Origin of the sequence: Micromonospora sp. WMMD737, assembly GCF_049179055.1 — a bacterium.
Classification (GTDB): domain Bacteria; phylum Actinomycetota; class Actinomycetes; order Mycobacteriales; family Micromonosporaceae; genus Micromonospora; species Micromonospora reichwaldensis.
The window spans coordinates 497975-510704 of record NZ_JBMHMH010000001.1; the positions used below are offsets into that span (position 1 = coordinate 497975).

The window sequence follows — 12730 nt, forward strand, 5'->3', positions numbered from 1 at the left end:
GACTCATGGTCAACTGGGTTGTCTCACTCGCCGGGCCCCGACGGATCAGCCTCGAGCCCTGCCCCCCGGACCCGCTCGGCCCCGGCCAGGTCCGCGTCCGCACCTGCTACTCCGGCATCTCGGCCGGCACGGAGCTCACCCTCTACCGGGGCAGCAACCCCCGGCTGAGCAAGGACTGGGACGACGTCAGCCGGATGTTCGTGCCCCGGCAGACCGCCGTGCCGTACCCGCTGGTGGGCTTCGGCTACGAGGAGGTCGGCGAGATCGTCGAGATCGCGTCCGACGTGGCCGACCGGCGGGCCGGGCAGGTCGTCTGGGGCATCTGGGGGCACCGCGCCGAGGCCGTCGTGCCCGCCGACACGGTGCACCCGCTGCCCGCCGGGCTGGATCCCCTCGCGGCGGTCTTCGCCCGCCCGGGGGCGATCGCCCTCACCGCCGTGCTCACCGGCGACCTGCACCTGGGCGACTGGGTCGCGGTCTTCGGGCAGGGCGTCATCGGGCTGCTCGCCACCCGGCTCGCCGCCCTCTCCGGCGCGCGCGTGGTCGCCGTCGACCGGGTGCCCGCCCGGCTGGCGCACGCCGGCCGACTCGGCGCCCGGATCGTCGTCGACGCGGGCGCCGAGTCCGCCGCGGCCGTGCTGCGCCGGGCCACCGGCGGCCGGGGCGCGGACGTCTGCCTGGAACTGTCCGGGGCGTACCCGGCGCTGCACGAGGCGATCCGCTCCACCGCCCACGCCGGCCGCGTCGTGGCCGCCGGCTTCTACCAGGGACAGGCCGACGGGCTCGGCCTGGGTGAGGAGTTCCACCACAACCGGATCCAGCTGGTGGCGGCCCAGGTCTCCGGGCCGACCCCGGCGCCCGGCATGGCCGGCCGGTGGACCGGTGCCCGCGTCGCACACACCTTCATGGATCTGGTGGCCGAGGGCAGCGTCGACCCGCTGCCGCTCGTGAGCCACGTCGTCGACGCGAGCGCGGTGGCCGACGCGCTGGCGCTGCTCGACCGCGGTGACGCGGACGCCCTCCAAGTCGTGCTGAGGTTCCCATGACGATTCCGCTGGCCTGCCAGGAACAGCTCCTGCCGGGCACCGACCTGATCCAGAAGTACGCGCTCGCCACCGCGCTCGGCTACGACGCGATCGAGCTGCGCGGCGCCGGCGACCTCGGCCTCGCCCGCCGGCTGCCCGAGCTGCGCCGGGCCCGCGCCGCAGGGGTGGTCATGCCCACCGTCTGCGTGGAGATGGACCACTTCATCGGCGACTTCGACCCCGAGCGCTCCCGCGACGCCGTACGCAACCTGCGCTCCCAGCTCTCCGTGATCGCCGAGCTGGGCGGCGTCGGCGCGATGACCCCGGCCGCGTGGGGGATGTTCTCCCGGCGGCTGCCGCCGTTCGAGCCGCCCCGCCCACCCGCCGCCGACCGGCAGGTGCTCGTCGACGCCCTGGGCGAGCTGGGCGAGCACGCCCGCGCCGAGGGGGTCACCCTCTTCCTGGAACCGCTCAACCGGTACGAGGACCACATGGTCAACCGGCTCGCCGACGCGGTCGCCCTCTGCGCGGCCGTCGGGCTGCCGACGGTGCGGGTGGTGGCGGACACCTTCCACATGAACATCGAGGAGGACGACGTGCACCGGGCGCTGCGCGCCGCCGCCCCGTACCTCGGGCACGTGCAGGTCAGCGACTCCAACCGCCACCAGCCCGGCGCCGGGCACCTCGACTGGCCGGCGCTGCTCCGCACCCTGCTGGAGATCGACTACCGGGGCTGGCTGGCGCTGGAGTGCCGGCTGCGCGGCGACCCCGTACGCGCCCTGCACCAGGCCGCCGCCGTGCTGCGCCACGCCCAGCCCCGGCAGGCGGCGGCGTGAGCACCGGGACCGCCGGCGGCCCGCCCACCGCCGTCGACGCCGGCGCCCACGACCGGGGGGCCCTGCGCCGCCTCGCCGTCGCCACCCTCGACGCCAACTGGGAACACGACCACACGGTGCCCTCGCGCACCCTCTACCCGCACCAGTGGAGCTGGGACTCGGCGTTCATCGCCATCGGCTGGTCCCACGTCCGCCCCGAACGCGCCTGGTGCGAGCTGGCCAGCCTGTTCCGCGCCCAGTGGGTCGACGGGCGGGTGCCGCACATCGTGTTCAACCCGGCCCTGCGCGTCGGCTCGTACTTCCCGGGGCCGGAGTTCTGGGCGTCGGGGCTCGCCGAGGGCGCCCCGGCGGCCGCCACCTCCGGGCTGATCCAGCCGCCCGTGCACGCGCCCGCCGCGTGGCTCGCGTACCGCCGGTGCCCCTCGGAGCAGGCGCGGGCGGCGCTGCGCCGGCTCTATCCCCGGCTGGTGGCGCAGCAGCGCTACCTCGCCACCCGCCGGGACGTCGGCGGCGGCGGGCTGGCCTGCATCGTCCACCCGTGGGAGTCCGGGCTGGACAACAGCCCCGCCTGGGACGCGCCGATGGCGGCGGTGCCCGCCGACGCGGCCGTCATGCGCGCGTACCGCCGGCACGACACCGCGCACGCCGACGCCGCGCACCGGCCCACGGACCTCGACTACGCGCGCTACGTCGCGATCGTGGCGTCCTACCGCGAGCGCCGCTACCGCGACGACGACCTCGCCGGCCGGCACCCGTTCCTGGTGGAGTGCCCGCTGGTCAACGCCGCCATGGGCGCCGCCGAGCACGCCCTCGCCCGGATCGCGCCGCTGGTCGGCGCCGACCCCGGGCCGCACCGGGAGCGCGCCGCGCGGATCACCGAGGCCCTGGTGCGCCGGCTGTACGACCCGACGACGGGCGCCTTCCACCCCCGGGACCTGCGCGCCGACCGCCTCGTGCCGGCCCGGACGGTGCTCGGCCTGGCCCCGCTGGTCCTGCCCGACCTGCCGGCGCGGCAGGTGTCGGCGCTGGTCGCCGAGGCATGCTCGCCGCGCTTCGGGCTGGCCGCCCGGATGGACCGGCCGCTGCCCAGCCACGACCGCACCGCGCCGGACTTCGAGCCGCTGCGCTACTGGCGCGGGCCGAGCTGGATGAACGTCAACTGGCTGGTGCGCCGGGGGCTGCTGCGCCACGGCCGCCCGGACCTGGCGGCCGGCCTGCGCGACTCGATGATCGAGCTGGTGGCCCGCTCCGGCTGCCACGAGTACTTCCACCCGGACACCGGGGCCGGGCTGGGCTCACCGGCGTTCGGCTGGACGGCCGCGCTGCTGCTCGACGTCCTCGCCGACGACCCGGCCGGCTGATCCCGGCGGGGCGTCCCGGTCAGCCGGCGGGTACGACGTCCGTCGACGGCCCCGCGCCCGGGGCCGGCCGGACGGCGGGTCGTTTGCCGGTGCCGGGCGCGGGTAAGCGTGGGGCCGCTGACGACAGGAGGCTGCCGTGCGGTTCCCCCTCTTCGTCGACGCGGTGTCGCGCCGCGCCGGACTACCCACCGCCCAGGCCGCCACGATCGCCCGCGCCGTGTTGCAGACCATGGTGGAACGGATGAGCGGCGGTGCGGCCGGTCGCCTCCCCGACGAACTCGACGGCTATCTCGCGGGCGCCGGTTCCGGCGACGGCCCGCCCGGCGCGCCCGGTCCGACGGACTTCGTGCGTCGGGTGGGGGAGCGGGCCGGAACGGACGAGGCCACCGCCCGGGCGGGAACCGGTGCCGTCTTCGCCACGCTGCGGGAGGCGGTCACCGTCGACGAGTTCCGCGACATGGTGGCCCGACTGCCCCGGGACTTCGACGGCATGACCCAACCGATCCCCCGACCGGACGACGCCTGACCGGCCACCCCGCCGCTGCCCGCTCACCCGTCGCGCCGGCCCGCCACGCGGATCCTCGCGGGCGGGCATCGCGCCTTATGCTGCTTCCGACCCGAAGGTATAGGCAGATCATGAGGCCCCTCCTGGAGCATGGCGGTCGGCCCGATCGCGGTCGGCCCGCCGATGCCTCGGAGGGCGCCGCACCCCGGGTCGCTCCGGCGCGCCGGAGCGCCCCACCACCCGTTCCGGCGCCAGCGGCACCGGAGCGGCCCCTCCCGACGAAAGGCGCGCGGTGACCTGGTTCCTCTCCGCCGGCGGCTGGCACCCGGCGCCGGTCCAACTCTTCTGCCTGCCCTACGCGGGCGGGGGCGCGACCGTCTTCCGGCGCTGGCAGGACGAGCTCGGCCCCGACGTCGAGGTGCTGCCGGTGCAGCTGCCCGGCCGCGAGAACCGGATCAGCGAGAACCCGGTGTTCACGATCGGCGACGTCGCGCACGCCATCGCCGAGCGGATCCGTGGCCCGTACGCGATCTACGGCCACTCGATGGGCGGCCGGGTCGCCTTCGAGGTCGTCCGCGAGCTGCGCCGCGCCGGGCGTCCGCTGCCGCTGCGGCTCTACGTCGGCGGCGCCCGCGCCCCGCACGTCAGCGCGCCCAGCCACTTCGACGGGCTGTCCCGGGTGGACGACGACGAACTGCTGCGTCGCCTGGCGGCCGGCGGCGGACTGCCGGCCGGGCTGCTGGACTACCCGGAGCTGGTCGAGCTGCTGCTGCCCCTGCTGCGCGCCGACCTCGCCCGGGTGGACGACTACCGCTACACCCCCGAGGAGCCGCTGCCGATGCCGATCGTGGCGTTCAGCGGGCGCGGCGACGACACCGTCTACCGGGAGCACAGCGCCGGCTGGCGGGAGCACACCGCCGCCGGCTTCACCCTGCACGAGATCGACGGCGGGCACTTCTTCCTCAACGAGCGGCTGCCCGACCTGCTCGCCGTGATCCGGGCGGACCTCACCGCCGCCCGCACCGACGCGGCCACCCGCCAGCACGGGTGAGCCGCCCACCACGGCCGCCGTCCGGGCCGCCATCCCGCTGTCCCGCGGCCACCCGCGGCGACGGCGGGCGACGACAGGAGCGAGAGCATGAGTGACCGGACCGCCACGCTGCCGATCGTCGTCGAGAACGACGGCCGCGAGCTGACCGAGCTGATCGCCGCCCGCCGCGCGGAGCTGCGGACGGGCCTGGTCGAGCACGGCGGGCTGCTGTTCCGCGGGTTCGACGTCGGCGGCGTCGAGGGCTTCGACCGGGCGGTGCGGGCGCTGTCCGGCGAGCCGCTGGTCTACACCGAGCGTTCGTCGCCCCGGCACGCCATCGCCGGCCGGGTCTACACCTCGACCGACTACCCGCCGGACGAGGAGATCTTCCTGCACAACGAGAACTCGTACCAGGCCCGCTGGCCGTTGACGTTGTTCTTCTACTGCATCACCGCGCCGCAGACGCGGGGCGCCACCCCGCTGGCCGACGTCCGCCGGGTGTACGCCGAGATCGATCCGGCGGTACGCGAGGAGTTCGTCCGCCGCCGCTGGATGCTGGTGCGCAACTTCCACGGCGACTTCGGCACCCCGTGGCAGCACGTCTTCGGCACCGACGACCGGGCCGAGGTCGAGGCGTACGCGGCGGCGAACCGGATCGAGCTGGAGTGGCGGGGCACCGACGGGCTGCGTACCCGCGCGGTGCGCGACGTCGTGCACCACCGGCCCGGCTCGGACACCCCGCGCTGGTTCAACCACGCCACGTTCTTCCACGTCAGCACCCTCGCCAAGGATCTCCAGGAGGGGCTGCTGGCCATGTTCGGCACCGACGGGCTGCCGGCCAACACGTACTACGGCGACGGCGGCGAGATACCCGCCGACGTCATGGACCACCTGCGGGCCGCTTACCGGGCGGCCAGCGTCCGCTTCGACTACCGGCGCGACGACGTGCTGGTCGTGGACAACATGACCGCCGCGCACGGCCGGGAGCCGTTCACCGGCCCTCGCAAGATCGCCGTCGCGATGGCCGAGCCGCACACCCCCTGATCCGCGTCGCGGCTACCCGTTCCCGTGGCGGCCCGCAGCGTCGGCCTCCGACAGCTCCTCCGGGTCGGTGACCCAGGCGGAGAAGACCGGCACCCCGTGCCACGGGCCGGCCGCGCCGCCGTCGCCCCGCCCGTCGGTGGCGACCGCCACCACGGCGTACGGGTGGCCGAAGCGCAGCTCCGCGATCCGGGCCACCCCCTCCGGCGGCAGGCTGACCGTCGAGGCGAAGCCGGTGACGGCCGCCGCCTCGAAGCCGTACCGGCCGTAGCTGGCCGTCGCCGCCTGGGCCGCCTCGAACTCGAGCCCCGGCGAGTCCAGCAACTCGCCGAACACCCCGGCGACGGCGGGGAAGCCCAGCCCGGGGGCGGTCAGCTCGTGCCGGCTGCGGGCCGACCAGCAGGGCAGCACCGCCGTCACCCGCTCCTCCCGGCCGTGCGGCGCGTACGTGTGGGTCGGCTCCTCGCGCAGCGTCCAGAGCGGGCCCTCGCCCAGTGGCACGTCGAACAGGGAAAGCCGCGGTGCGGGCAGCTCATGCTCCGGCGTGTCGGCGACGGCCGTCGCCAGCTCCTGGGCCGCCGCGAGGACGTCCCCGGCCGGCACGTCGGGTGCCGCGACGACGGAGACCACCAGCAGCCCGGCCCCGCCGCCGTCGGCTCCCGCAGACTGGGCGGGGGCGGCGTGCACGGCGACGGTGCCGGCCCGCGCGGTGTCGGCGATCCAGCAGCGATGGCCGTACTCCGGGCTGCGCAGCACCCGGCGCAGCCCGCCGGCCCAGGCGCTGCCGGGCCCGAGCGCGCCAGCCGGCGCCACCTCGAACGGGGCCGCCCACGAGACCCGGGTGGCCAGGGCGCTGGCCAGCACCAGCAGCACCCGCGGCGAGACCTTCAGCGGGAACGCCTCGACGAGGCCGAGCGTGTGCTCCCGGGCCCACGCGTCGAGCCCCGCCTGGTCCGGCAGCGCCCCGGTCGCGGTCGACGCGGGCAGGGCGCCCCGCCACCCGTCGAGCCCGTGCGTCCCGACGCCGGGCCGGTGCCAGAACGCGGTCGCCGAGGGCACCAGCGGATGCGGCTCCGCCAGCAGGGCGTCGGCGGCCGTGGCGGCGGCCTCGACGTCGGTGCCGAGCACCTCCTCCAGCGCCGCGCGGGTCGGGCCGGTGGCGGCCGGTGCGGCGAGCGCCAGCAGCAGCCACGCGCCGAGCGGGGAGGCGACGTGGTGCCCGGCGCCGATCACGGCGTGCAGGCGGTCGGCGTAGCGGGCCAGGGGGGTACGGATGTCGGTGGTCACCGCTTCACTGTGCCCGCTCGGCGGGCCGCCGTCACCACCGGTCGGTCAGCCGCACCAGCCTCGACGGCCAGGCGGGGGCCACGGTCGGGGGCGTCGCGGCACCCGGGTGGGGCAGCCGCTCGGGGCGACGACCGGGCCGGTACTCGAAGTGCCACCACTCGTTGTCGTACACCCGGTGCAGATGGTGGTGCGCGCCGTACGTCTCCAACCAGCGCGCGCCCTCGGCGGGTCGTACGTCGAGGGCCGTGCCCGCGACGTGCCGCGACTCGTGCGGCGGGAGTACCCGCAGCCGGGCCGCCTCCGGGGACCCGGCGCACCGGACCGCCTCGGCGAACAGGCGTGCCTGCTCCTCGGCGGTCCGGTGCCCGGACGTGAGCCCGATCAGCTCACCGTCGCGCCACAGGGCCTGCGCCCGGGCGGCCTCGAAGGCCGCGCGCGTGGCGGGCGTCAGGCCGGTCAGGTCCTCGGCCGGAAAACGCGTCGCCAGCGCCCACTGGCAGGCCACATGCTTCGCCCGGCCGCCCGCGACGACGAACGCCACCGGCAGGAGCACCACCGCGAGAGTCAGCGTGACGACCTCGTACACGCGATCGAGGCGCCGGGCGGACCGGGCCGCGCTCATGATGTTCGCCCGCCGGGCCAGGCGGACGACGACGGACCTGACCCGTGGCCCGGCCGGCGCCCGCCGTCGACCAGGAAGCCGTTGCCTCGTCGATGCCCCTGACCCGTGGCACTCCACGTCATCGACCGAAATCATGGAGTCAGACTTCCGCAACCGTCACGCGCCGGCCTGAGTACGACTACTCAGCGCGCGGTCGTGGAGTCGGCTCCCGCCGGTTTTGTCACCGGACTGTCATGAGACCGCAGGGTCACCTCCAACATCGACGCCGAAAGTGATCGCCGGTCGTCGCCGACGTCCGTGGCGGCCGAGCCCCGGCCGACCCGTACGCCCGCCGGAACGACGTCGGCACCGGCGGCGACAACTTTCCGAGTTCCCGGGCCCCGGACGGGGCGCGGGACACCCCGACATGCGGGCCGGCCGGCGCGCGCGGAGCCGGGAACACGGCCCGCGGACCGGGCAGCCCACGGAGGTCCACAGACCATGACCGTGTCCGCGACAGGTCCGGCAACCGACGACAGCACCCCGCCGGGCGACGCACCACCCGAGCCTGGCCGCCCCGCACAGGGCATCGACCGGACGGTGCTGGGCGTCGCCGCAGCGGTGACCGTTCTCTTCGTCGCGTGGGGCATCGTCGCCACCGACAACCTCGCCTCGGTCACCGACACCGCGCTCGACTGGGTGGTCCGGTCGTTCGGCTGGGTCTTCGTGCTGGCCAGCACCGGCTTCGTGGTGCTGTCGATCTGGCTGGCGCTCAGCCGGTACGGCCGGATCAAGCTCGGCCGCGACGACGACGAGCCCGAGTTCTCCACCGTCTCCTGGGTGGCGATGATGTTCAGCGCCGGCATGGGCATCGGCCTGATGTTCTGGGGCGCCGCCGAGCCGCTGTCGCACCTGGCGACCCCGCCGCGTGGCCTCAACGAACCGAACTCCCCGCAGGCCGCGCGGGTGGCCATGGAGTACTCCTTCTTCCACTGGGCGCTGCACCCGTGGGCGATCTACGCCGTGGTGGGTCTCGCGCTGGCCTACTTCACCTTCCGCAAGGGTCGGCGCGGCCTGATCAGCAGCGCCTTCTTCCCGCTCATCGGGGAGCGCGCCAACCGGGGACCCGGCCGGGCCATCGACATCTTCGCGATCTTCGCGACGCTGTTCGGGTCGGCCGTCTCCCTCGGGCTGGGTGCCCTGCAGATCAACAGCGGCCTGACGAACCTCTGGGACGTGCCGAAGTCCACCCCACTGGCGATCGGCATCATCGCGGTGCTCACCGTGGCGTTCGTGGTCTCCGCCGTCACGGGCGTCAAGCGGGGCATCCAGTTCCTGTCGAACACCAACATGGTGCTCGCGGTGGCGCTGATGTTCTTCCTGCTCGTGGTGGGCCCGACGGTCTTCGTCCTCAACACGCTCACCGCGTCCACCGGCGGTTACCTCTACGACCTCATCCCGATGAGCTTCCGCACCGGCGCCTTCGGCGGCGAGCAGTGGATGGCGGGCTGGACCATCTTCTACTGGGCGTGGTGGATCTCCTGGACCCCGTTCGTCGGCGCCTTCATCGCCCGCATCTCCAAGGGCCGCACCATCCGCCAGTTCGTCCTCGGTGTGGTGGCCATCCCGAGCCTCGTCAGCTTCGTCTGGTTCTCGGTGTTCGGCGGTACCGCCATCGACCTGCAACTCAACGGCACCGACCTGTCGGCCGCGGTGAAGGAGAGCCCGGAGGCGGCGCTCTTCGCGGTCCTGCGGGAGTTCCCGTTCTTCACCGTCACCGCGATCCTGGTCATGGTGCTGGTGGCGCTCTTCTTCGTCAGCGGCGCCGACGCCGCCTCGGTGGTGATGGGCACGCTCTCCTCGCGCGGCAGCCTGGAGCCGAAGGCCTGGCTCGTCTCCATGTGGGGCGTGCTGACCGGCCTGGTGGCCGCGGTGCTGCTGCTCGCCGGCGGACTGTCCGCCCTGCAGTCGCTGACCATCCTCGCCGCGCTGCCGTTCCTGTTCGTCATGGTCGGCATGGTCGTCGGCCTGCTCCGCGAGCTGCGGCGCGAGCCGGACAGCGCCACGATGGCCCCGGAACTGCGGGCCCTCGTGTCCGCGGGCACGTCACCGGCCGCCAGGAGGCCCGAGTCCTCCTGACCCCGGCGCGTGCGGCGCGGGCCGTCCCTTCGAACCCGGGGACGGCCCGCGCGGCACGTGGGCTCCGGCCCGTGGACGTACCATCGTGGACGTCCGTACGGGCGGCGCCTCCCGGCGGCGGGCCGAGCGAGGAGGCGTGTCGTGACCCAGGCCCAGCCGGCTGCCGCGCGGGCGCCACGCCTGATCGTGCTCAACGGGCCACCCGGCTGCGGCAAGTCGACGCTGGCCCGCAGGTACGTCGAGGACCACCCCCTCGCGCTCGACCTCGACATCGACCGGATCCGTGACCTCATCGGGCGGTGGCGTGATCATGCCGGTCCCGCCGGTCTCCTCGCCCGCGCCGTCACGCTGGCGGCGGCCCGGGCGCACCTGGCCGGCCGCCACGACGTGATCATCCCGCAGTTCCTCGGCCGTTCCGAGTTCATTGAGCAGGCCGAGCGCGTGGCACACGACACCGGCGCCCGGTTCCACGAGGTCGTCCTACTCGACGACAAGGAGAACGCGCTGCGGCGATTCGCCGAACGCAGCCGTACCTCCACGGATCCGGCGCATCTCGACGCCCAGCGCCTGCTCGACCGGCATGGCGGGACCACCGAGCTGGCGGCGATGTACGACCGGCTGCTCGCCGTCGTCGCCGCCCGGCCCGGGACGAGCGTGGTGCGCAGCGAGCACGGCAGGGAGGACGAGGCCTACCGCGAACTCCTCGCCTGCCTCAGCTAGCGCGGGGACCGGCCACGGTCCGGCCACCCCGCGCGGTCCGGCCACCCGCGCGGGCGTGCGGAACAGGCGTGGACCGCCGCTCCGACGCGACGCCCGCCTGAGCCGCCGCAGGAAAAGCGGGTGCGGGTGACGGTGCCGAGGCGGCCGGCTCCCGCCGCTCACGACGCTGACGCGTCCCGGCGGCGGGGTGAGCGCCCCCGGCGCGTCCGCTGCGGGGGACCGGCCCCCTGACCCGACGGTTCCGGGCGTTCGACGCGGGTGGGGTCGCCGCGGACGAGTTCGTCGTGGACGCGCCACCGGGCCGTGCCGGCGGCGCGCTCGGCGGTCTCGTCGTCGCGGGCGATCCGCTGTCGCAGCAGCTGGATGGCGAGGCGCCGGTTGAGGCTGAACTGCCGCTCGGTGTCGACCACCACGACGATGCCCGACGGGCGGTGGGTCGCCCGCACCGCCGTGCTGGCCTTGTTCCGGTGCTGGCCGCCGGGGCCCCCGGTACGGCAGGCCACGATGTCGACGTCCGCCTCCGCGAACGCCGTGGTCGGGCTGTCGAGCTGGCACGGGCGGGCGACGACGTACCAGTTCTTCCGGCCGGTGCCCGCCCGGTAGGGGCTGGGGGCCTGCCAGCACAGGGTGCCGGTCCACGAGGCGGCGAACGCCTCGGCGCCGTCGCCGGAGATCCGGACCACTGCCGACCGGTAGGTGTCGGGCCGTTCGCCGGGCACGGTTTGGACCCGGTGGGTCGTCAGGCCCCGCCGGGCGGCCTCGGTCTCCAGGCGGTGCAGCAGCCGGGCCAGCGCCCAGGCGCACTCCTGCGGGCCACGCCCGGCCGACACGAGCAGGTGCAGGCTCATTGCCGGCCCCGCTTGCGGCGGTCGTCGCGGCGGTCGGACCGGGTGCTGGACCCCACGTCGGGCGTCTTGTAGGTGACCAGGGGGACCGTGGTGGCCACGGGCGTGGCCAGGTCGTGGTCGACGAGATCCGTGATCACGCGCTCGATGCGCTTGTAGGCCGTGGGCGCCTCCTCGAAGAGCAGCTGGCGGTCGCCGCACACCACCAGCGACCCCACCGGCGTGCGCCGCAGTTCCTCGACGGTGTGCTTGGCCCGGCTGCGCCGCAGGGCGTCGGCGCGGGACATCTTGCGGCCCGCGCCGTGCGCCACCGAGTGGTTGGCGTCCGGGCCGGCGTGGGCGGCCACGAGGTAGGAGGCGGTGCCCCGGGTGCCGGCGACGAGCACGTCGCGGCCGTCGCCCGGCGCCGCGCCCTTGCGGTGCAGGTAGACCCCGTCGTGGACCTCCACCAGGTTGTGGCACTGGTCGACGACGGGCTCGGTGGGCTCGGCCCCCAGGGCGTGGGCGACCCGGGCGGCCAGCAGCCGCCGGTTGAGCGAGCCCCACCGTACGGCGTCGTCGTGCGCCGCCAGGTAGGCGGCGGGATCGGGGGCGGGGCCCGCGCCGTGGGTCTCGGTGTGCGCCCGCAGGATCCGCTCGCCCAGGCCCCGGGAGCCGGTGTGGACGATGAGCAAGAGGTCGCCCGCGTCGAGCCCGAGCCGGCCCGCGTGGCCCGGCTCGAAGACCGTGTCGACGCGCGCCAGCTCGACGAAGTGGTTGCCGCGACCGACCGTCCCGAGCCCGTCGACGTGACCGGCGGGGATGTCGCCCGTCGCGGCGGCCCAGGCGGGGTCGTCGGCGTCCCGCCTGGGGTCGAGGGGGCGGTCGAGGTCGGGGAACCTGGCGGCGAGCCGCTCCGGCACGGCCCGCTTGAGCCTGATGGGGAACACGGCGATGCCGCAGCCGATGTCGGAGCCCACCAGGAACGGGTACAGCACGGTCGACGCCATGGCGGCGCCGATGGGGGCACCCTTGCCCGGGTGCAGGTCCGGCATGGCGGCGACGTGGATCATGCCGGGGAGGGCGGCCACCTGCTGGCACTGCGTCAGGGCCTCGGACTCGATCCAGCTCGTGGGGGAGGCGAAGACGGTGACGGTGGCCGGGGTGGACTGCGGCAGGGACTGGTGCGGAGACAAGGACGCTCGCTTCTCGCTGGAACAGCATGGACGGACGGCACCACGACACCGGTCGGTGCCGCGCGCCTCGGCGATGGGGATACTGCCCGTCAGAACGTCATGGACGACACTGTTCCGGAGCCGACCGGGTGCGGCAACCGACTTTCCGCCGCGCCGGCGACCTGT

The 12730-nt window shown here is 75.1% G+C and carries 12 protein-coding genes; 8 read left to right on the plus strand and 4 right to left on the minus strand.

All coding sequences use genetic code 11. The annotated features are described in order from the left end of the window. Positions 1-5 precede the first annotated feature (5 nt). The 6 genes from ACN27A_RS01450 to ACN27A_RS01475 all read left to right on the plus strand — a co-directional run bounded on the left by ACN27A_RS01450 (position 6) and on the right by ACN27A_RS01475 (position 5801). Positions 6-1046, plus strand: a complete 1041-nt coding sequence (locus ACN27A_RS01450; protein ID WP_421449182.1) for a zinc-binding dehydrogenase — start codon at positions 6-8, stop codon at positions 1044-1046. After that, positions 1043-1861, plus strand: a complete 819-nt coding sequence (locus ACN27A_RS01455; protein ID WP_421449185.1) for a TIM barrel protein — start codon at positions 1043-1045, stop codon at positions 1859-1861. The genes ACN27A_RS01450 and ACN27A_RS01455 overlap by 4 nt, the downstream gene beginning before the upstream one ends. Next, positions 1858-3222: an MGH1-like glycoside hydrolase domain-containing protein gene (locus ACN27A_RS01460; RefSeq protein ID WP_421449187.1), complete on the plus strand. Its 1365-nt coding sequence runs from the start codon at positions 1858-1860 to the stop codon at positions 3220-3222. Before ACN27A_RS01455 ends, ACN27A_RS01460 begins: the two co-directional genes overlap by 4 nt. A 136-nt stretch (positions 3223-3358) precedes the next feature. Next, complete coding sequence (locus ACN27A_RS01465) at positions 3359-3748, plus strand: DUF2267 domain-containing protein (protein WP_421449189.1); 390 nt, start codon at positions 3359-3361, stop codon at positions 3746-3748. Positions 3749-4019: 271 nt separating this feature from the next. Beyond that, positions 4020-4778, plus strand: coding sequence for a thioesterase II family protein (locus ACN27A_RS01470; protein WP_421449190.1), 759 nt, complete (start codon positions 4020-4022; stop codon positions 4776-4778). An 87-nt stretch (positions 4779-4865) separates the two neighbouring features. Continuing rightward, positions 4866-5801 carry a TauD/TfdA family dioxygenase gene (locus ACN27A_RS01475; protein ID WP_421449192.1) on the plus strand — a complete coding sequence of 312 codons (936 nt, stop codon included), beginning with the start codon at positions 4866-4868 and terminating at the stop codon, positions 5799-5801. Positions 5802-5813: 12 nt separating this feature from the next. Here ACN27A_RS01475 and ACN27A_RS01480 read toward each other — a convergent pair whose 3' ends face one another. Both ACN27A_RS01480 and ACN27A_RS01485 read right to left on the minus strand, forming a co-directional pair. Further along, complete coding sequence (locus ACN27A_RS01480) at positions 5814-7085, minus strand: hypothetical protein (protein ID WP_421449194.1); 1272 nt, start codon at positions 7083-7085, stop codon at positions 5814-5816. Positions 7086-7116: 31 nt separating this feature from the next. Further along, positions 7117-7707, minus strand: a complete 591-nt coding sequence (locus tag ACN27A_RS01485) for a D-alanyl-D-alanine carboxypeptidase family protein (protein WP_421449196.1) — start codon at positions 7705-7707, stop codon at positions 7117-7119. 480 nt (positions 7708-8187) lie between these two features. Here ACN27A_RS01485 and ACN27A_RS01490 point away from each other — a divergent pair, with 480 nt between their 5' ends. Together ACN27A_RS01490 and ACN27A_RS01495 are read left to right on the plus strand one after the other, a co-directional pair. Further along, the gene (locus tag ACN27A_RS01490; RefSeq protein ID WP_421449198.1) at positions 8188-9825 is read left to right on the plus strand and encodes a BCCT family transporter; all 1638 of its coding nucleotides are present in this window, start codon (positions 8188-8190) and stop codon (positions 9823-9825) included. A gap of 141 nt (positions 9826-9966) precedes the next feature. Beyond that, positions 9967-10545, plus strand: a complete 579-nt coding sequence (locus tag ACN27A_RS01495) for an AAA family ATPase (protein WP_421449200.1) — start codon at positions 9967-9969, stop codon at positions 10543-10545. Positions 10546-10703: 158 nt separating this feature from the next. On the opposite strand, the gene prfH is transcribed toward ACN27A_RS01495, so the two are convergent. Together prfH and ACN27A_RS01505 are read right to left on the minus strand one after the other, a co-directional pair. Then, complete coding sequence (gene prfH, locus ACN27A_RS01500; RefSeq protein ID WP_421449202.1) at positions 10704-11393, minus strand: peptide chain release factor H; 690 nt, start codon at positions 11391-11393, stop codon at positions 10704-10706. Continuing rightward, positions 11390-12565: an RNA ligase RtcB family protein gene (locus ACN27A_RS01505; RefSeq protein WP_421449204.1), complete on the minus strand. Its 1176-nt coding sequence runs from the start codon at positions 12563-12565 to the stop codon at positions 11390-11392. The genes prfH and ACN27A_RS01505 overlap by 4 nt, the downstream gene beginning before the upstream one ends. Between the last annotated feature and the right edge of the window lie 165 nt (positions 12566-12730).